Here is a 20,280-nt window from a genome sequence, read left to right as displayed (position 1 = left end):
CGCGTGCGACGAGCATTGCTGGAATGAGATCACCCACTTCGCGAATCGCGTTCGCCATCACCGGTGCGGCCTTGGTCGCCGGCCTCACCGCATGTTATCCACTGCAGAACTCTCGCCCCGGGATCTTCCCGGCTCCCGGCGGCAATGTGTCCGCGCCGGAATGGTTTTCCTGCGGCGCCGGACCGAGCGGTCTGGCAGTGAAGGCATACGGGATGAACGACGACCCCGGAGTTTGCGGCCGGGCAATGGAAGCAGCATGGGCCTACTCCCATCAGTACCCCGACTGGAACCATCGGGGATATCAGGTTCCGGTGACGACCCGCACCGCCGGCACCTGGGACTGCGGCGAAATCGCCACGGACCCGACGCCTTACCAGGAATGCACGCTTCGAGGGAGCCCGGTGGACGTCCTCCGACTGCTGTCCTGACGTACGGTGGCCGATATGGCCGATTCGGGGATCGAGTTGTTGGAGGGGGTCGCGTCGCTGTCGGTGCCGGCGCGGCGGGCGGCGGTAGCGCGGGAGGCGTTGCGGCTGGCGGGGACACCGGGGTTGGCGCGGGTGCTGAGCGAACTGTCCGGGAGTGGGCGGTACGGGCGGCGGACCGCGGTGTTCATGGCGGTGGTCGGTGGGGAGCGGAATTATCTGCGGGCACAGTCGGATTCGACGGATCCCGACGATGCGGGGCGGGCGCTCGCCGCGTTGATCCGAGTGGGCGCCGAACCCGAGGATGTGCTGGATCGGCTGCCGAGCCTGTCCCGGCGGGGGCGGCAGCGCGTGTATCGGGCTCTCGCACACGGGAATCGGGAGGTGCTCGCCGACGCGATGGCGCCGCGGGTGCGGGCGCTCTACGGGGACGGCGAGGCCGCGCGGATCCTGGCGTTCTGCTCGGCGAAGGTGGTGACGGAGCTGCTCCCGGAGCTGGCCTATGCGGCGACGCACCGGTCGGCGCTGGGGCATCGGCATATCGGTGTGCTGGTCGACTACGTGAGCGAGCGGGCGGCGGACGCGGGGAAGGACGAATGGCGCGAGCTCTGGCAGTGGCTCACCGCCGATGTGCACGCGGCCGCCGGATACGACCCGGCGCGGCTGCTGACGCTCGCCGCGCAGGCGGTCACCCTGATTCCGGTGTCCGCGCTGAAACCCGTTGCGGGCCTGCTGGCCCGGCACGATCCCGACGCGGTGTGCGAGCTGATCCTGCATCCGAGCGGGCGCGGCCGCGAACTGGCGGGTCCCGCGGTCTGGCGGGCCCTGCGCACGCTGCCCGACGATCGGCTCGAACGGCTCTACGAGGCGTGCGCACCGCACGAACGACGCCGCTTCCTGCGCCTGCTGTCGCCCGCACGGCGGACCGCGATCGCCGGTCCCCTGCTGACGCGCCCCGGCCTCGGGCCCGCAGCCACCGACCTGGTCGCGCTCGACGCTCTGCCCGGGCGCGAACATGCCGCCATCGCACGGGAACTGCTCGCCCGACCGGGCGGTGCGGACATCCCGGAGATCGCCGAGCTGCTCACCGCCCGCCTGCCTTGGCCCGAGGCGAAACCCGCACTGGCCGAAGCCATTCGGCGACCCGAGGCCGAGGACCGGGCACGCGCCTACCCCGGGCTGGTGACCGCGGCCGTCGGCAGCCACGATCCGGAGGTCATCGGCGAGCTCCTGGAGTTGCTGAAGCGGCTGCGCAATGAGCAGGATCCGGTGCGCCGCAGCGCATTACACGCTGTGACGACAATTCCGCCCGCCCTCCTCGAAACCGGCCACCTGCCCGCGCTCGAACAACTGGCCGGTGACGCGCTGCAGGCTCGCGACCGCTCCTATCAGAGCGTCGCGACCATCGGGACCCTCACCCGCACCCTGCTGCTGCGCGGCGCGCAGACCGGCGACAGCGCCTTCACCGACACCGCCTTGCGACTCACCACCCGGCTGGCCGAGCAATCCGCTCCCCTGAATCTGACCGGGCTGCACCACAATCTGCCACGCGGCATGGAGCACCGGCTCTTCGCCGCACTCCGCCCGCGCCTGCTCGACGACGCCGCCCGCGACCGCTGGGCGCTGACCCTGGAATTGGCCGACGGGCTGTGGCGACGCGCCTACGCCCTCACCGAGCTCCAGGACCTGGTGCTGAATGCCTGTACGGCGCACGATGATTCGACCGTGCGCCGGGCGGTGCGGCTGGCGCTGGCGGCACCGGCCACCCGAGACGCCCACCTCGACGACCTGCTGCGCCGCGATCGCTCGCTCATCGCGCTGCCGGAGGTGCAGGCCGTCATCGCCGGTCGGCGCACGGACCTGCTCGACACGGTCCTGGCCGGGGCGACCTCGGGACGCTTCCTGTCCAAGAAGATCCGATTCGTGCCCAGCTTCGACACCGGATTCGACCGCTGGACACCACGCCAGGTGGACCGGTACGCAGCACTGCTGGACACCTACGCACGGTCGCCGAAAGCCTCGGTCGCGGAACGCGCCGGCGCGGTCCGCCGACTGGGTTTGCTGCCCGGGACCTTCGATCGTCTTCTCCCTTATATAAGGACAAACGATCTCACCGTCGCCGAGGCTGCCCTCACCGCCCTCGGCCGCAGCGAAGAACCCGAGCGCGCCATCGCGGTGCTGGCCGCACACACCGGGGACGACAAGGCGCGAGTCGCGGTGAGCAGCATCACCGCCTGCGCCTACGCGATACCGCCGGACCGGCTGAGCAGCACCCTTGCGCCACTGCTGGATTCGCCGAAGATCACCGCCGTCAAGGAGGGCGTGCGACTGCTCGCCGTCCTGCACGCCCCCGACGCCATGGCGATCGTCCGCGCCCGCTGGGATCGGCCGGACGCGCACCGCGATATCCGCCGCGCGGCCGTCTTCGCCGCCCACCGACTGCTCGATCGCGAGGAGGCGTGGCAGCTCATCGCCGAGGCCGCCACCGATCCCGAAGTGGCCGGGGCGATCATGGACCTGCCGCCGCGACAACTGCCGGTGCCGCAGCGCGAACGCTTCGCGGCCTTCCTGCGCGATCTGGCGGCCGGACCCGACCATCGGGTGGCGGTCGCGGCATTGAACGCGCTGACCCGCTGGCACCGGTGGTCCCCGGCGGACACGAGCACGGTCCTCGTCGATCGCTTCACCGATCTGTCCGAGCTCGGCCTGTGGACGGCCGCGATGCGGGCCATCCTCGCCCGGGTGGCCGCGCAGGGCGACCCGGGCATCCTGCTGACCGTCATCGACCGCCTCCCGGACACGGTGCTGCCCGGTCGCGATCTGCCCGCCCGGCAACGGCTGTCCATGTTGCTGAAATGGCTGAGCACCACCGTGCGCAACAATGACGCCGCCCGCCCGGTCGCCGCTCCGGTCATCGAGCGGCTGGTCGCTGACCCGCTCTGGCACGGGCAGCTCATCGAACTCGCCATCGCGGCCGTGCGCTGGACCGAGGCCGAGCCGACCGTCGCCGCCGTGGAGGGCTTGTCCGCCATGGCCTCCGGCGCGCTGACCGGTCTGCCCGCCGAGCAGTTCTCCGCCCGGCTCCCCCACGATCTCGGCGGCGGCCCGGCCGAGCTGCTGGCCCCGATCGCCACGGCCCTGGCCGCGAGCCGCACGGCGTCCAGCGCCCTGGTGGCCGTGGCGCTGACGGCCCGGTGTGGTTCCGCGCTCGGCTGGCCCACGCCCTGGCCCGATCTCCTGACGAGCCTGCGCGCGCATCCGGACGTGGATGTCCGCCGGGGCGCGAGCGCCGTGTACACGGCCCCGGAATAGCGGGCGAGATATCGAGAAATAGAAGAAGGCCCGGAACCTGGTGGTTCCGGGCCTTCTTCGTTAGTAGCGGGGACAGGATTTGAACCTGCGACCTCTGGGTTATGAGCCCAGCGAGCTACCGAGCTGCTCCACCCCGCGTCGGTGAACACAACATTACACACGGGCGATGAGCAGCGCCAAATCGGCTGGTCAATAGGGGTTTTTACGACCCCCTACCCCGGCGAGGCCCGGATGTGACGTAGCGAATCGAGCAGGACGGTCGTCCACTAAGCGGAGTGATCAGGTTGAAAATCTTCCATTTGAGAGCCTCGCGCGCACGTTTGGCCGCCGGAATGGCGAAGAAACGTGACTCACATCACTAATTCGTAGTGAGTTGAGTCACATCACGGGTGTATAACAGACCGATCGGGATTCGCATTTGCAGCATAGCCAACCTGCATCAACGCGGTTTTCGGCATCATTCGCTTCATGCAATTCTGAAGTTATCAAGACGTGATCTACCGAGATTTCCTCGTTATGGTCAGTTCCGGCCCGGATCAAACCTGAGATGGGCACCGAACCGAACCGCTGCACTCCGGAAACCCTGTCCCGCGGTCGGAAACCCAGACCTCCTGGGGACAGGGACACGGCGGAGCACACGCGCCGGGCCGGAAGCGCAGGGAGGGAAAACACCATGAAACAGAACCGGAAGTTCAACACTCGCGCCCTCGGCTTCGCCGCCGTCACCGGCGCACTTGTTGCCGTCCCGTTCGGCTTCACCGCAACGGCTTCCGCCGCGACACACGACTGGGACGGCGTCGCCCAGTGCGAGAGCGGCGGCAACTGGGGCATCAACACCGGCAACGGCTACTACGGCGGCTTGCAGTTCACGCAGAGCACCTGGGCCGCCAATGGCGGAACCGGCTCGCCGGCCAATGCCAGCAAGGGCGAGCAGATCCGCGTGGCCGAGAACGTGCTGGCCACCCAGGGTGCCGGCGCCTGGCCCGTGTGCGGAAAGTACCTGCGCTACGGTGCATCCACCCCCGAGCCCGAGGCCGCTCCCGAGCCCGAGGCTCCGGCCGCCGCTCCCGCCGCCCCGACCGACCGCCAGGCCCTGATCGACCAGGCCGAGAGCGTCGCCGGTGGTCTCGCCCAGCAGTTCGGCGTGCAGGACCAGTACAACGGGATCCTCCAGTCGAACGCCCCCCTCATCGAATCGTGGGGCAAGTAGTTCAAAACTCCTTCCCCATACCGGAAGAAATGGAAAGGTGCTGCCGTCAATGGAGACGGCAGCACCTTTCGCTATTCGGGGGCAATAATTCTTACTATGCGGCAGTAAATTGCCCCTTATTTTCGAGGGCCCATTCCTGGAAGGTTCGCGGTGACCGGCCCGTGACCTCCGCGACCGTCGGATGCACCACCGAGGTGAACGACTCCAGCGCCATGGCGCGCAAAGCCATGATGGCCGAAGCCATCTCGGGATCGACCCCGAACCGCAGCAGGTCCGCCTCGGCCGCCTCCGGCGAGATCTCCTCGAATCGCAGTGGGCGGCCGATGATTTCGGCCAGGACCTCGGTCTGCTCACCCGGCGAGAGCGCCCGCGGACCGGTCAGCGTGTAGACCTTCCCGGCATGACCGGGCTCGGTGAGCGCCGCCGCCGAGACCACCGCGATATCGAACGGATCGATGACCGCGATCCGGCCTTGACCGAAAGGCGCACGGACGGTGGCGGATTCGCGGATCGAGTAGGACCAGTGCAGGGCATTGGACATGAATCCCATGGGGCGCACCATGGTCCAGTCCACGCCGCTCGCGCGGACGGCGGCCTCGCCCGCGCGATGCCAGGACGGGATCGGGTCGGTGGCGGCCGCGTCACCGGCTCGGCCGGAGGACAACTTCACCAATCGCTCGACGCCCGCGGCGGCCGCGGCGGTGGCGAGATTCGCGTCGTGCTCCGGGATTTCGGTACCGGACGTCGACAGGAAGACGCGGCGGACTCCGGCCAGCGCGGCGGGCAGGCTGCCCGGGTCGCCCAGATCGGCGCGTACCACCTCCACGCCCGTGGGCAGATCGGCGGACTCGGGTCGGCGGGTGATCGCCCGCACCGGCAGGTCCGCGGCCAGCAGCCGGTCGATCACGGCCCGGCCGACAGTTCCGGTGGCTCCGGTGACGAGAAACATGGGTGCTCCGTTCATCGAGATGTGGCGGGCAATTCCCGCCTCTCGATCATGGAACTTGCGTGAATATCAGGCCATCGACCAGAGAAAAGCCGTAGAAAGCCGCCATATATTCGGGCAGATCGCGTGGATTTCCTCCATGCGCGGAGAACGAAATCATGGAATCGTCCACCGTCGCCCCCCACCGAACGCGAAAGGCGCTGTCACCCAATGGATGACAGCGCCTTTCGATCGTGATCGAGCCCCTACTTCGGAGCGCTCTCGTAGGTGTTCACCGCGGTCTGCAGCTGTTCGAGCGCCTTGCCGAGCTGTCCGAGATCGCCGGACTTCTGCGCGTCCTGGACCGCCTTCAAGGCGTCGTCGAGTTGTTTGACAGCGGCGTCCTTACCGCTGGATCCGGTGGCGGGCGGCGCCACCGGTGTCGTCGACGGCGGCGGTGTCGTCCCGCCCTGGGCCGGCGGGGTGACCGCCTGTCCGGGCTGATCGGTCGCGGCGCCACTGGCGCTGGAGAGCACCTGGTCGAGCGCTTCCTTGACCGTCGCGCCGTAGCCGACCTTGTCCCGGTAGCTGGCGAGGACCTTCACCAACTGGGGGAACGTCGGCGCGTTGGGCCCGCCGCTATTGCGTTCCAGATACCAGGGTTCGATATAGAGGATGCCGCCGTCACCGACCGGCAGGGTCAGCAGATTGCCATATTTGATCTTGTTGACATTGCCGCCCGTGAGCAGGTTCCGATCCTGGGACACTTGCGGGGCCGTCGTCATGGACGTCTGCGTCTGCCCGGGACCCGAGGTCTGCGAATCCGATGGCAACCTCAAAACGGTTATCTTGCCGTAGTTGTCGGGATCGGAGTTGGCCTGGATGTAGGAGGACATGAACTGCCGTTTGTAACCCACCATGGCGCTGGTCAGATTGAACTGCGGCTTACCGGTTTTCGGATCGCCCAGCAGCACGTAGTACGGCGGCTGGTGCGCGGTCGACGCCTGACCCTCCTGGGTCGGATCGTTGGGGACCGACCAGAAGGCGTTGCCGTTGAAGAACTCCACCGGATCGTCCACGTGGTACTTGGCCAGCATCTCCCGCTGCACCTTGAACAGGTCCTCGGGATAGCGGAAGTGCGCGCGCAGCTCCGGCGAGATCTCACTCTCCGGCTTCACCGTGCCCGGGAAGACGCCCTCCCATGCCTTGAGCACCGGATCGGTCTTGTCCACCTCGTAGAGCGAGACGGTGCCGTCGTAGGCATCGACGGTGGCCTTCACCGAGTTCCGGATGTAGGAGACCTCTTTACGGGGTAGTAGACGTCCCGTCGTCTGATCGATGCTGTCCTCGACCGCGCCGTCGAGCGGGGTCTTCTGCGCGTACGGGTAGTTGTCGAGGGTGGTGTAGGCGTCCACGATCCAGACGATGCGGCCCTTCACCACGGCCGGGTAGACATCGCCGTCGGCGGTCAGCCAGGGGGCGACGTTGGTGACGCGGTCGCGCGGATTGCGATTGAAGATGATCTTCGAATCCGGGCCGATGGCACCCGAGAACAGGATGTTGCGCTCGGCGTACTTGGCCGCGAAAGCCAAGCGGTTGAACCAGTTCCCGATCTTCACGCCACCCGCACCGGTGTAGGTGTACTGATCGGTGGGGGTGTCGTATTCCTTCTTCTCCCCGCCGCCCACGATGGCGTAGTCGGCATCGCTCTTGGAGATCAGCTCGCCGAAGTAGATGCGCGGCTGCTCGACCGGGATGGCTTCCTTGTCCTTGGCCGTGAACAGGTCGCTGACCGTGCTCAGCTCGGTCCCGTTCGGGCCGGGCACCGTGAAGACCGGGTAGCCGTAACCGCCACCGGAATCACCGGCGGCGGCCTGCTGGGATTCCTTGGGCGGGGCCGCGTTCACCTTGTTGGCGGGCGAGGCCACGAACCCGTTGCCGTGCGTGTACACGGTGTGCTTCGCGATCCAGTTGGTCTGGTTCTCCGACAGGTTCTGCGGCTGCAGCTCGCGCGCGGCCACGATGTAATCGCCGGTCTCACCGTTGATGGTGTAGCGGTCGATGTCCAGCGGATCCGGGAAGCCGTAGAAGTTCTGCAGCTGCTGGTTGCGCTGAATGAAGGTCTGGGTCAGCAGGTTCGGGTCCAGCAGGCGGATGTTCTTGACGGTCTGCTGGTCCGCGGTCGAGGTGACCTGATCGTTGGTCGCCACGCCCTTGTAGTCGGCGTAGGAGACCTTGTCGGGGGTCAGCCCGTAGGCATCCCGCGTGGCCGCGATATTGCGCTCGATGTAGGCCCGCTCCTTGGTGGAGGCGTTCGGCTTCACCGAGAACTGCTCCACCAGCAGCGGCCACACCGCGCCGACCAGCACCGAGGACAGCACCAGCAGCGCCGCCGCCATGGCCGGAATCCGCAAGTCGCGCAGCACGACTCCGGCGAAGAAGGCGACCGCGCAGATGACCGCGATGGACAGCAGGATCAGCTTGGCGGGCAGCACCGCGTTGATATCGGTGTAGGAGCCGCCGGTGAAGGTCGGCTCCTTGCGGGTGCTCGACAGCAGCGCGTACCGGTCGAACCAGTAGGCGATCGCCTTGAGCAGCACGAAGATTCCGGCCAGCACCGCCAGCTGCACGCGCGCCGAGGTGCTCAACGCGCCCTCACGCCCGGACAGCCGCAGGCCGCCGAACACGTAGTGCGCCACCAGGTTCGCGAAGAACGCGATCACCACGGACACGAACAGCCAGTTCAGCACCATGCGGTAGAACGGCAGGTCGAAGGCGTAGAAGCCGATGTCCAGGTGGAACTGCGGATCCTTCTGCCCGAACGAGCCGCCGTGCAGGAACAGCTGCACCGTCACCCAGCTCCCCTGCGCGACCAGACCGGACAGCACGCCGATCAGCACCGGAATGCCGATGCCGAAGAGCTTGAGCCGGCTCATCACGGTGGTGCGGTAGCGCGCGATCGGATCGGTGGGTCCGCTCACCGGCACGAACACCGGCCGCGAGCGGTAGGCCAGCAGCAGGGCGGACCAGATGATGAGCGCCACCACGATGGCGACCACCAGGAACAACAGGATCCGGGTCAGCAGCACGGTGTGGTAGACCTTGCGGAATCCCACCTCCCCGAACCACAGCCAGTTGGTATAGGCGTCGGTGAGCCGAGGCCCGACCAGTAACAGAGCCGCCAACACCAGGGCCGTGACGAGCAGTATGCGGCTGCGTCGGGACAGCGAAGGTAAGCCGGTCGGGGGGCGCATGCCCACGATGCCACTCTCCCAGGGTCCGGCGGCGCCCTTGCCGGTATGACCTGCCCGAGCGCCGCAGTCCGATGATGCGAGTTGGTCCCAGGGGACCGTTCGCGCCCCACTCTACGTAAAACGCCCGTCCGGCACCCCGACACCTGCCGGGCAGTCTGTGTCCGGACATGTCGGGCAGGCGGTGACCTTGCGCGAAGCGGCTGATCACACCGCCGATCAGCGCCGCCGATTCCCCGGAGCCGATCGAACTTTCGCTGAGAGCGGACCCCCGCTTCCCGCAGCCGGGCCAGGTCCACGCCGGGCCATGTCGGCCGAGTCCACGCCGACCAGGACCGCTTCGGACGCGAGCACCCCCTGTGCTCGAGGTGGTTCGGCCCATCATCGAGGCGCTGTGCCCTGCGGCCGGTCGGCTGTGCCCTGCGGTCGGTCGGCTGTGCCCTGCGCTCCGGCTGGGTTTCGCCCCGCGCTCGAGATCAGCGCCGCGCGATGCGAGGATTGCGGAGTGAATCCAGAGCAGTGGGCGGCGTCGGCCCTGTACCGGTGCATTCGGGAAGTCGCGGAGTATGTCGACGGCGAGGGCTGGGACCGCCCGCCGCAGATGTTCGCGCTGGTCCCGACCGCCGATCTGGTCGCCGCCGAACCGGCCCTGCTGGATCAGCTCGACGAGGCCGACGCGCTGACTCCCATTGCGCAGGAACCCTTCCCGGAGGACATCGCCGGGGAGGCCGACGCCATGGCGCTGGACGAGTTCCTGGCCACCACCAGCTGGCCGGGCTCGGTCGAGGGCTGCGTGCTGGTGCAGCAGATCGTGGTGCTGCCGCCCACCGCCGAGCAGAGCCTCGACGACGCCATCGCTCCCTTGCTGGCCGACCGCGACGCCGCCGATCAGGCCGGACGCCGCGCCGCCCTCACCCATGCCGAGCGCCGCGACGCGCGACTGTACGTGGGTGTGCTGCGCGACGGGACCTCGCTGTCGCTGCTGCAGGTCCGCCCCAGCGAGGACGAGGAGGACCCGTTCGGGGACCTCGACCTGCGCACGGCCCCCAACCTGGCCCCGAATCTGGTCGAGGCGCTACGCCACACGCTCGAGAACGACCCCGACGAGTTCCTCTAGCGACAGCGCGGAACTAGCTACAGCTCGGAACGTCCTTGCCCGCGTTGATGTCCTGCAGGGCCTGCACCGCGCCGGAGAGGTTCTCGACCTTGACCAGGCGCAGGCCCTCGGGCGTGCGCTGGGCGGCCTCGTTGCAGTTGGCGGCCGGGACCATGAAGGTCACGGCCCCCGCCTCGCGGGCGGCGATCATCTTGTACTGGATGCCGCCGATGGGTCCGACCTTGCCGTCGGGATCGATGGTTCCGGTGCCGGCGACGAACTTGCCGCCGGACAGGTCGCCGGTGGTCAGCTTGTCGATCACCGCCAGGGTGAACATCAGGCCCGCGGACGGGCCGCCGATCTCACCGAGGTTGAAGTCGACCTTGACCGGGCCCTTGCTGATCTCGTTGGGCGTGACGCCGAGGTAGCCCTTGCCCGAATCGTCGGGCCGCGCGCCGACCGTGACCTCGACGGTCTGGTCGGCGCTATCGCGCCGGACCACGATGTGCACGGGGGTGCCGGGCTTGGTCGAGGAGACCGCGGAGACAACGTCTTTGGTGGTGGCGACCGCTTTGCCGTCGATGCTGACGATCTCGTCGCCCTTCTTCAGCAGGTCCTTGGCCGGACCGTCGTCGGCGACATTGGCCAGCTCGACCGCCGTGGGCAGCTTCAGATAGTTGAACGCCGCCAGTTCGGCGGAGTCCTCGGAATCCTTGAACTGCTGCTGATTGGATTTGTCTACCTCGTCACGCGACTGCCCCGGGGGATATACCTCCGCGCGCGGCACCAGACCGTGCTGGCCGTCGATCCACAAGCCGATGGCCTCGAAGATATTCAGCTTGTCGCGAACGGACACGGTCGTCATATTCAGGTTGCCGGAGGTGGGTTTTACCTCCGCGCCCTCCACGTCGACCACCTGCTTGCCCTCGACTTCGCCCAGCGTATTGAAGGTCGGGCCGGGTCCGAGCGCCACGAACGGGACGGTGACGACACTGCCCACGACGCCCAGCACCAGAATCGGGACCAGAGCGGCGAGCAGGGTGACAATGCGGCGGTTCACGCGGCCAAGGGTACTGGTCATCGAGGCCATTGCCGCGCTCCGCTCGGCGGTGCTGTTCGATTTCCCGGGAGATTCGTGTGATGCGGGGCTCCAGTACCGTAGTGGGTATGAGTGATTTCCCGTTCGGATTCTCGAATCGCGACGACGATCCCGAGCGCAAGCCCGGCGACCAGTCCAGCGGTTCTGGTGCGAACAACCCGTTCGGATTCCCGATCGGGGGTCAGGGCGGCGGCGGATTCGATCCCTCGCAACTCGGTCAGATGCTCTCGCAGCTGGGCGCCATGTTCTCGAGCATGGGCCAGCCGGGATCGCAGGGCGGACCGGTCAATTACGACATCGCCAAGCGACTGGCCCGGCAGCAGCTGGGGACCACCGTCGCGCCCGTCTCCGCCGGCGCGCAGAGCGCGGTGAACGACGCGGCGCATCTGGCCGAGCTGTGGCTCGACGCGGCCACCACCTTCCCGGCGGGCGCGACCAAGACCGTCGCGTGGACCGCCAACGACTGGATCGAGGAGACGCTGCCCACCTGGAAGCGGCTGTGTGATCCGGTCGCCGAACAGGTTTCGGGCATGTGGACCTCCACGCTCCCAGCCGAGGCCAAGGAATTCGCGGCCCCGATGTTCGGAATGCTCGGGCAGATGGGCGGTCTCGCCTTCGGCTCGCAGCTGGGCCAGGCCCTGGGCCAGCTCGCCAAGGAGGTGCTGACCTCCACCGACATCGGACTGCCGCTGGGCCCCGACGGCACCGCGGCGCTCATGCCCGCGGCCATCTCCGAATTCAGCGAAGGGCTCGAGCAGCCCGAGAGCGAGATCCTGGTCTACCTGGCCGCCCGCGAGGCCGCGCATCAGCGGCTGTTCGCGCATGTGCCGTGGCTGCGCCAGCAGGTGCTGGGCGCGGTGGAGGATTACGCGCGCGGCATCAAGATGGACTTCTCGGCCATCGAGCAGGCCGCGGCGAACCTGGATCCGATGACGCTGGCCCAGGATCCCTCGAAGCTGGAAGAGCTGCTGTCCCAGGGCACTTTCGAGCCGCAGACCACGCCCGAGCAGAAGGCGGCGCTGGAGCGGCTGGAGACGCTGCTGGCCCTGATCGAGGGCTGGGTGGAGACCGTGGTCGCCGACGCGGTGGGTGATCGGCTGCCGGGTGCGGGCGCACTGGCCGAGACATTGCGGCGGCGGCGTGCCACCGGCGGACCGGCCGAGCAGACCTTCGCGACGCTGGTCGGGCTGGAGTTGCGGCCGCGCAAGGTCCGCGAGGCGGCGGCGCTGTGGCGGCGACTGACCACCGACGCCGGGCTGGAGAAGCGCGACGGGGTGTGGGCGCACCCGGACCTGCTGCCGGATTCCTCGGATCTGGATTCACCCGCGGGCTTCATCGATTCGGTGCTGGGCGGCGGCGCGAGCGCGTTCGACGATCCGCTGGCGCAGCTGGCCGAGACGGAGGCCAAGGAACGGGCCGAGAAGGAAGCCCGCTCGGACAAGGATGCGGAGTCGGGCGGGGAAGACTCGAAGTAGGAGTTGTGGATAACCCGCGAAAGCGCTGATGAACAAGCGTTTTCGCGGGTTTTTTCTGCGCCGGGGGCGCGCAGGCTGGTGGCATGACAGCGTTGATATCCACCCGCCCGGCGCCGACCGCGATGCGCGGGCCGATGCTCCATCCCCGAATCACCGTGCTGCTGCGGCCAGATGGGGCGGTGCAGCTGGGCTTGCATCCGGAGAGCGCGGTGATCGTGTCGCCGCCGGGGCCGGTCGAATCGGCGCCCGCGCTGCTGCGGCTGCTCGACGGGTCCCGCACCGAGTCCGAGATTCTGTGGCAGGCGCGGGAATTGGGATTCGATGCCGACATCGTGCGGGCGTTGCTCGCACAGTTGACGGCCGCCGGTCTCCTCGAGACGGAACGGCCGCGCTCGCGGGTGCGGGTCGTGCGGATTCACGGGCGCGGCCCGCTCGCGGACGCCGTACTGGCGGGGCTGCGCCGGATCGGGCTGCAGGCCAAACACTCCCACGCGCGGTGTGATGCGGGCGAGAGCCTCGGGGCCGAGCGACCCGATCTCCTGGTGTTCACCGACGCGCTGGTCCCGGATCCGGGCCTGGTCGCCGCGCTCATGCGCCGGCGCGTCCCGCATCTGCCGGTGCGGCTTCGTGACGGGCGCGGCATCGTCGGGCCGCTGGTGCTGCCGGGCGAAACCGGTTGCCTGCGTTGCGCGGATCTGCACCGCACCGATCGCGAACCCGCGTGGCCGCAGCTGGCGGCGCAGCTGCTGGGCCGGGCCGGGTGCGCGTCACCCGCGGGTGTCGCGATGACGGCGGCCCTGACGCTGAAAGAGATCGAGACCATTTCCTTCGGCCCGGAGGAACGGCCACCGGCGACGTTGAACGCCACACTGGAGCTCGATCTCGATGTTCCGCATCTCGATCGGCGGGCCTGGCCGGCGCATCCCAGCTGCGGTTGTTGCGAAAACGCATGACTGTGACGGAAACCACTATCGTTCGCGACCCGAAAGAACAGCTGATTTTGATGGCGCACCGTCTGGGACATCGGCATGATGGGAACGTGTCAGAGATTGTGAGCAAGCGCTCTTCCCGCAATGCCAAGCTGGCCAAAATTCCACTGGGCATCGCAGGGCGGGCGGCCGTGGGTTTCGGCCGCAAACTTGCCGGGGGAGACAAGCAGGAGATCAACGCCGAGCTGAACCAGAAGGCCGCCGAGCAGTTGTTCGCGGTGCTCGGTGAGCTCAAGGGCGGAGCCATGAAGTTCGGCCAGGCGCTGTCGGTGATGGAGGCCGCCGTACCGGAGGAGTTCGGCGAGCACTATCGCGAGGCGCTCACCAAGCTGCAGGCCGCCGCGCCGCCCATGCCGATCGCGGCCGTGCACCGGCAGCTGGATCAGCAGCTGGGAACCGGCTGGCGGCAACGCTTCCGGGAATTCGACGACTCCCCCACCGCCTCGGCCAGCATCGGCCAGGTACACAAGGCCATCTGGTCCGACGGCCGGGTGGTCGCGGTGAAGGTGCAGTACCCCGGCGCGGACGACGCGTTGCGCGCGGATCTGAAGACGCTCAACCGGTTCGCCGGGATGATGGGCACGCTCATTCCGGGCGCGGACGTCAAACCGATCCTCGCCGAGATCAGCGAGCGCACCGAGGAGGAGCTCGACTACCGCATCGAGGCCGGGCATCAGCGCCAGTTCGCCCGGGCCTTCGACGGGCATCCGCGCTTCCTGGTGCCGAAGGTGGTGGCCAGCGCCCCGAAGGTGATCGTCACCGAATGGCTGGACAATGCCACCCCCGTCTCCAAGATCATCCAGCGCGGTATGGAGGATCCCGAGGGCACCTACGAACTGCGCAACCGCACGGCCTCGCTGATGGGTGAATTCCATTTCAGCTCACCGTCGATCGCGGGCCTGCTGCACGCCGACCCGCACCCCGGCAACTTCATGGTGCTCGAGGACGGCCGCCTCGCGGTCATCGACTACGGCGCCTGCGCTCCCCTGCCCAACGGCTTCCCCAAGATCCTGGGCCAGATGGTCGCCCTCGAGGTCGAGCAGCGCTACGACGAGCTGACCGCCCTGCTCCACGACAACGGCTGGGTCATCCCCGGCAAGACCGTGAGCATCGAGGAGATCCAGGCCTACCTGCGCCCCTTCACCGACCCCATCAAAACCGAGACCTTCCACTTCACCCGCAAGTGGATGCAACGCGTAGCGGGCAAGGCCACCGACATCTCCAACTCCGAGATGATGAAAACCGCCCGCTCCCTCCAACTCCCGGCCGAACACGTCATGATCTTCCGAGTCCTCGGCGGCTCGGTAGGCATCTGCGCCCAACTCGACGCCGAAATCCCCTTCATGAAACTCATGCGCGACTGGGTCCCCGGCTACGCCGAAACCCTCAGCGCCGCAAGCTAGCCCCGCCCGACCTCGACCCCGGTCATCCCGGCGCGCCCTTGGCCGGTATCCACACCGGCAGCACTCCAACGGATTTCAGTGGATTCCGGCCAAAAGCCTGCCGGAATGACGGGGTCATCGAGAAGTCCCGACAAGGTTCTCAGCGCCGCGGACGCATCGGGGGTGCCGACACGAACCTCCAACATCGGGCAGCAGGAATTCCTGGCAGCCCCTTGCACTTCGGGTACAAGGGGTTTCACGGCAGGCCCCTGCACCTCGCACACAAGAGGTTTCAAGGTAAGCCCCTGGGAGTCTGGTGAAAGACGTTTCAAGGTAAGCCCCTGGGAGTCTGGTGAAAGGGGTTTCAAGGTAAGCCCCTGAGAGTCTGGTGAAAGGGGTTTCAAGGTAAGCCCCTGAGAGTCTGGTGAAAGGGGTTTCAGGGGAAGCCCCTGAGAGCTACGAGAGTTGAAAGTCCTTGTGACGCAAAACGACCCGCCTACCTTCTGGTAAGCGGGTCGTATGCGTTCTATTCCCCCGGATGCCGGGGCGGTCATGCCACCGCGACCTTGCGCGGGCGGCCACGCGGGCGCTTGCGGGCGATCACGACACCCTGGTCGAAGATCTCACCGCCCCAGACGCCCCACGGCTCGGCGCGATCCAGTGCGGCCGACAGGCAGCCCTGGCGGATCGGGCAGGAAGCGCAGAGCGCCTTCGCCTCTTCCAACTGGGCGGGGGACTCGGCGAACCAGAGGTCCGGGTTGCCGACTCGGCAAGGCAGGGTGATGGTGACCGTCCGGCGGGTGCGGGCGGTCGTGTTGGCCACGGTGTTGCGGCATGTCACTCGTTCACGGATGACCGTGGTGGTAGACACGTCGGGCTCCTTCAGCTCGTGCTTTCGGTCGTTCGGTGTGTTCGCGAAGACCGGTGCCGGTGGCTGGAGGCCGAAAAAACATTGGCCACGGTATTCGCGCTTTTCGCGATCCGTGGCCAGGAGGTCTGGGAGGTGTTCCCTACCTGAGTCGACTTCGGTGTCGACTCCTGATCACGGTCGCTGGGTCGGTGGTGTTCGGGCGGACTGCGTGCAGATGGACCGGTCGCTCGGCTCCGGCCATAACTGCCACGGCTTCGGCGGCCGCGTAGTCGGCTGCCAGCTGCCAGTCGCCCTTGGGCTTGTCCTGCTTGATCACGATCGTCTGGTCCGCTTGGGCTTTGCTTGCAAAGACCTGAAGACCAAGATCGCCATTCACGCCGGACATACGAATCCCCTGCGACGCGAGGATCCCCCGGGAGGCGGACGCGACAGTGGACGTCGCAAAGCTGCCAGCGCTGAAGCTGGTAGCGGTGATGTTCACGATGCCGTTCATTGGTCTGCCTCCCTCCTTCACTCGTATGCGATCAGTTTTTTGGAACACGGGGTGCTGCCCCGGGTACGAGATCCACACTAGGTAGTCGTACGGATGCGCACAACCTATTTTCTACCTGCGGTTTTAGGGGCTTGCGCACATTTTCTTTCGGGACTAGGAAGAGTCGCGTAGCCGCGATCGGACGATCGCGAGGACATCCGCCCCGTATGTCTGCAGTTTCTTGGCCCCGATACCCGGGATCGCGACCAACGCCTTGTCGTCGGTCGGCCGCTGCTCGGCGATGGCGGTGAGCGTCGTATCGCTGAACACCACAAAATGTGGCAGCTTCTGCGCGTCCGCCTTCTCCTTGCGCCATTCCTGCAAGGCCACAAGCAGTTCGGTGTCCACGTCGGCCGGGCAGCGCGAGCAGCGGCCGAGCATGGTGGCCTGGGTGTTGAGCAGCGGGCGGCCGCAGATGCGGCAGGTCGGGTGCACGCGTTTGGGGCCCGACCGGCGGTCGGTGGTGTGGGTGGCGATGCGCGAGGCCGGGGAATCGTCGGGGACCAGGCCGATCAGGAATCGGGAGCGGCGGCGCACCTTGCGCCCGCCCGCGGAACGCGCCAGCGCCCAGGACAATTGGAGATGCTCGCGGGCGCGGGTGACGCCGACGTAGAGCAGCCGTCGTTCCTCTTCGAGGGCGGACTCGTCGGAAACCGTTGCGTCCGGGCCCAATACGTGCTGGATCGGCATGGTGCCGTCGGCCAGGCCGACCAGGAAGACGGCGTCCCACTCCAGCCCCTTGGCCGCGTGCAGCGAGGCCAGGGTGACGCCCTGCACGGTCGGCGCGTGCCGGGCCTCGGCCCGCGCGCCGAGTTCGCGCAGCAGACCGCTCAGGTCCAGCTCGGGTTCCACGCCGGCGAGCTCCTCGGTGAGCTGGACCAGCGCCACGAGCGAGGCCCAGCGCTCCCGGGCCTGCACACCGACCGGCTCCTCCTTGGTGAGCCCGACCTGCGCGAGCGCCGCGCGCACCAGCGTGACCAGCTTCTCCCCGCGGGCGTCGGGTAGATCGTCGCGATTGGCGGCCGTGCGCAGCGCCGAGACCGCCTGCCGCACCTCGGGCCGGTTGAAGAAGCCCTCGCCGCCGCGCACCTGATACGGGATGCCCGCCTCGGTGAGCGCCTGCTCGTAGACCTCCGACTGCGCGTTGATGCGGTACAGGATGGCGATTTCCGCTGCGGGAACACCGTTTCCGAGCAGCTTGGCGACCGCCTTGGCGACGGCGGCGGCCTCGGCCGGTTCGTCGTCGAATTCGGCGAACGTCGGTTCGGGTCCGTCGGCGCGCTGGCCGATCAGCTGGAGCCGGGTGCCCGCGATCCGCCCGCGGGCCGCCCCGATCACCCGGTTGGCCAGCGACACCACCTGCGGCGTGGAACGGTAGTCGCGCTCGAGGCGGACCACGGTGGCGTCGGGGAACCGGCGCGAGAAGTCGAGCAGGTAGGTCGGGCTGGCCCCGGTGAAGGAGTAGATGGTCTGGTTGGCGTCGCCGACCACGGTCAGGTCGTCGCGATCACCGAGCCAGGCGTCGAGCACCCGTTGCTGCAGCGGGGTGACGTCCTGGTACTCGTCGACCACGAAGCAGCGGTAGCGGCCGCGGAACTCCTCGGCCACCGACGAATAGTCCTCGAGCGCGGCGGCGGTGTGCAGCAGCAGGTCGTCGAAGTCGAGCAGCAGACCGTCGGGTGTGGTCTTCAGCGCCTCGTAATAGGTGTAGACCGCCGAGACCTTCTTGGCCTCGTAGGGCACGTCGCGATGGCGACGGCCCACCTCGCCCGCGTAGTCCTCGGGCGCGATGAGCGAGCCCTTGGCCCATTCGATCTCGCTGATCAGATCCCGCAGGCTGTCGGTGTCGGTGGGCAGCCCCGCGCGCCCGGCGGCCTGCGCCACGATGGGGAACTTGCCGTCGATGAGCCGCCACGGCACATCGCCGACGACCTGCGGCCAGAAGTATTTGAGCTGGCGCAATGCCGCCGCGTGGAAGGTGCGCGCCTGCACCTGCCCCGCCTCCCCGCTCAAGCCCAAGGCCCGCAACCGGTTCCGCAGCTCCCCCGCCGCGCGTGCGGTGAAGGTCACCGACAGCACCTGGTCGGCCCGCACGTGCCCGGCCGAGACCAGGTGCGCGATGCGATGGGTGATGGTGCGCGTCTTACCGGTGCCCGCGCCCGCCAGCACACAGACCGGTCCCCTGGGCGCGCGCACGGCCGCGGCCTGCTCGGCATCGAGGGCGTCGAGCCGTTGCTGGGCCTGATCGGTCGCGGCAGTCACGCGCTCCATCATGGCAAAGCCCTCCGACAGGTGTGACCGCCCTCGGCGTGGCGGCGCGGAAACCGGACACATGCCAGGCGGTCCGATTAGCGTGCGGATGTGGTCAACGAGACACCTGAGACCGGCAGCGCCGAGTCGCCCGAGACCCACGAGCGCCACGCGAGCTGGATGGAGCTGTTCTTCGACCTGGTCGCGGTGGCGGGCATCGGCCAGCTGACCCACCTGCTGCACCGCGGGCCGTCGCTGGGCGACTTCGGCCTGTATGTGGTGCTCTACCTGGCGTTCTGGATGGTGTGGGCGTGCATCACGCTCTACGGCAATATCGCTCGCGATCAGGCCCGGGTGCCGCTGATGCTGGCCGCCATGGCGGGGCTGGGCCTGATGGCGGCGGCCGTGCCGGGCATCCCGGACCGGCACTCCACCACGTTCGCCGCGGTCTATGTGCTGGTGCGGCTGGGCTCCGAACATCTGTGGGGCCGCGGCAAGGTCGTGGTCGACTGGCCGGCCGTGCAGCTGACCATCGGCGTCTACCCGTGGCTGATCTCGCTGTGGGTGCCCGAACCGGCGAAGTACTGGTTGTGGGCGGCGGGCCTGGCGCTGGATCTGTGGGTCATGTTCGCGATCAGCGGTGAGCGGATGCTGGCCGAGTCGCGCAAGCGGCTGCGCGCTCGGGTGCAGCGCCTCCAGCAGAGCCCCCGCTTCGACCCGGACCGCTTCGACCCGGACAAGGTGCCGGAATTCGAAGCGGTGCACGCCGATCCGGGTCATCTGGGCGAACGGCTCGGGCTGTTCGTGATCATCGTGCTCGGCGAGGGCGTCATCGGCATCATCACCGCGTTGGGCGGGCAACGGTGGACCGCCGCCGTGGTGGGCCTGGCCTTCGCCGCGTTCGTGATCCTGGCGGGCCTGTGGGCGCTCACCCTGCTGTTCGGATTCATCCCCCGGCTGATGACCGAGACCGTCGCCGGCGCGGACGAGCCCTGGCAGCGCATCATGCTCACGCACTGCGGCATCACCGGCGGCCTGGCCACCCTGGCCGCGGGTCTGGGCCTGGCCATGGATCACGCCCACGGTCACCTGAGCACGGGTGTCGGCTGGGCGCTGTGCGGCGGCGCCGCAAGCTATTTCGCGGTCGTGGGCGTGAGTGGTCTCCGCAGCGGCAATGTGGGGTGGCGCTGGCTGCTGACCTGGCCGCTGCCCTGCACGGTGCTGGCGGTCGGCCTCGGCTTCGCCGCCACCCATCTGACCGCTCTGCCCCTGGTCTGCGCGGTCGCGGTGCTGGTGGTCTGGCCGCTGCTGTGGGAGACCTGGGCGGCGGGCAAGTGGCGCAACGGTTCCGGCCCCGCCCGCGAGACCGATGCCGCCACCTAGGTCGCCGTCTGCCCGATCGACCGGGTGACGGCGAGTCGTCATCGCGCTCGAGTGCCGAACCCGTCATCGAGAAGATGCGC

14 protein-coding genes and 1 tRNA gene are annotated in these 20,280 nt (G+C 68.1%); 8 read left to right on the top strand and 7 right to left on the bottom strand.

Going from position 1 to position 20,280, the window contains the following annotated elements; translation table 11 throughout:
- The first annotated feature begins 23 nt into the window (after positions 1 to 23).
- Positions 24 to 428 (top strand): hypothetical protein, encoded by a 405-nt coding sequence (locus tag GPX89_RS28485; RefSeq protein ID WP_157390785.1) that lies wholly within the window; start codon positions 24 to 26, stop codon positions 426 to 428.
- Between the two features lie 15 nt (positions 429 to 443).
- Positions 444 to 3,737 (top strand): hypothetical protein, encoded by a 3,294-nt coding sequence (locus GPX89_RS28480; RefSeq protein WP_157390784.1) that lies wholly within the window; start codon positions 444 to 446, stop codon positions 3,735 to 3,737.
- A gap of 64 nt (positions 3,738 to 3,801) precedes the next feature.
- On the opposite strand, the gene GPX89_RS28475 is transcribed toward GPX89_RS28480, so the two are convergent.
- Positions 3,802 to 3,875, bottom strand: a tRNA-Met gene (locus GPX89_RS28475).
- Between the two features lie 535 nt (positions 3,876 to 4,410).
- On the opposite strand from GPX89_RS28475, the gene GPX89_RS28470 reads away from it, so the two are divergent.
- Entirely contained in the window at positions 4,411 to 4,947 is a 537-nt protein-coding gene (locus GPX89_RS28470; protein ID WP_157390783.1) for a transglycosylase family protein, read from the top strand.
- Positions 4,948 to 5,041: 94 nt separating this feature from the next.
- Here GPX89_RS28470 and GPX89_RS28465 read toward each other — a convergent pair whose 3' ends face one another.
- Together GPX89_RS28465 and GPX89_RS28460 are read right to left on the bottom strand one after the other, a co-directional pair.
- On the bottom strand, positions 5,042 to 5,896 hold the full coding sequence (locus tag GPX89_RS28465) for an NAD(P)H-binding protein (protein WP_157390782.1): 855 nt from the start codon (positions 5,894 to 5,896) through the stop codon (positions 5,042 to 5,044).
- A 242-nt stretch (positions 5,897 to 6,138) separates the two neighbouring features.
- Positions 6,139 to 9,132 carry a UPF0182 family protein gene (locus tag GPX89_RS28460; RefSeq protein ID WP_328602411.1) on the bottom strand — a complete coding sequence of 998 codons (2,994 nt, stop codon included), beginning with the start codon at positions 9,130 to 9,132 and terminating at the stop codon, positions 6,139 to 6,141.
- A gap of 496 nt (positions 9,133 to 9,628) precedes the next feature.
- Between GPX89_RS28460 and GPX89_RS28455 the strand changes: the two genes are divergently transcribed.
- Positions 9,629 to 10,240 carry a PPA1309 family protein gene (locus tag GPX89_RS28455; RefSeq protein ID WP_328602410.1) on the top strand — a complete coding sequence of 204 codons (612 nt, stop codon included), beginning with the start codon at positions 9,629 to 9,631 and terminating at the stop codon, positions 10,238 to 10,240.
- 13 nt (positions 10,241 to 10,253) lie between these two features.
- Here GPX89_RS28455 and GPX89_RS28450 read toward each other — a convergent pair whose 3' ends face one another.
- Positions 10,254 to 11,279, bottom strand: coding sequence for a YlbL family protein (locus GPX89_RS28450; protein ID WP_328602409.1), 1,026 nt, complete (start codon positions 11,277 to 11,279; stop codon positions 10,254 to 10,256).
- 107 nt (positions 11,280 to 11,386) lie between these two features.
- On the opposite strand from GPX89_RS28450, the gene GPX89_RS28445 reads away from it, so the two are divergent.
- The 3 genes from GPX89_RS28445 (at position 11,387) to GPX89_RS28435 (ending at position 15,185) form a co-directional block, all read left to right on the top strand.
- Entirely contained in the window at positions 11,387 to 12,793 is a 1,407-nt protein-coding gene (locus GPX89_RS28445) for a zinc-dependent metalloprotease (protein WP_157390780.1), read from the top strand.
- An 83-nt stretch (positions 12,794 to 12,876) separates the two neighbouring features.
- Positions 12,877 to 13,746, top strand: a complete 870-nt coding sequence (locus tag GPX89_RS28440) for a TOMM precursor leader peptide-binding protein (RefSeq protein ID WP_157390779.1) — start codon at positions 12,877 to 12,879, stop codon at positions 13,744 to 13,746.
- A 50-nt stretch (positions 13,747 to 13,796) separates the two neighbouring features.
- Positions 13,797 to 15,185: an ABC1 kinase family protein gene (locus GPX89_RS28435; protein ID WP_157390778.1), complete on the top strand. Its 1,389-nt coding sequence runs from the start codon at positions 13,797 to 13,799 to the stop codon at positions 15,183 to 15,185.
- Positions 15,186 to 15,714: 529 nt separating this feature from the next.
- Here the strand turns inward: GPX89_RS28435 and GPX89_RS28430 are convergent.
- The 3 genes from GPX89_RS28430 to GPX89_RS28420 form a co-directional block, all read right to left on the bottom strand.
- Positions 15,715 to 16,035 (bottom strand): WhiB family transcriptional regulator, encoded by a 321-nt coding sequence (locus GPX89_RS28430; RefSeq protein WP_407939495.1) that lies wholly within the window; start codon positions 16,033 to 16,035, stop codon positions 15,715 to 15,717.
- A gap of 139 nt (positions 16,036 to 16,174) precedes the next feature.
- Positions 16,175 to 16,528, bottom strand: a complete 354-nt coding sequence (locus tag GPX89_RS28425; RefSeq protein WP_157390777.1) for a hypothetical protein — start codon at positions 16,526 to 16,528, stop codon at positions 16,175 to 16,177.
- Between the two features lie 153 nt (positions 16,529 to 16,681).
- Positions 16,682 to 18,838 (bottom strand): ATP-dependent DNA helicase UvrD2, encoded by a 2,157-nt coding sequence (locus GPX89_RS28420; protein WP_157391199.1) that lies wholly within the window; start codon positions 18,836 to 18,838, stop codon positions 16,682 to 16,684.
- 90 nt (positions 18,839 to 18,928) lie between these two features.
- Between GPX89_RS28420 and GPX89_RS28415 the strand changes: the two genes are divergently transcribed.
- The gene (locus GPX89_RS28415) at positions 18,929 to 20,200 is read left to right on the top strand and encodes a low temperature requirement protein A (protein WP_328602408.1); all 1,272 of its coding nucleotides are present in this window, start codon (positions 18,929 to 18,931) and stop codon (positions 20,198 to 20,200) included.
- Positions 20,201 to 20,280 lie beyond the last annotated feature (80 nt).

This window comes from Nocardia terrae, assembly GCF_009760405.1.
Lineage (GTDB): Bacteria > Actinomycetota > Actinomycetes > Mycobacteriales > Mycobacteriaceae > Nocardia > Nocardia terrae.
The sequence above is the reverse complement of the archived record's forward strand: the minus strand, read 5'-3'. Positions and strand labels throughout refer to the sequence as shown.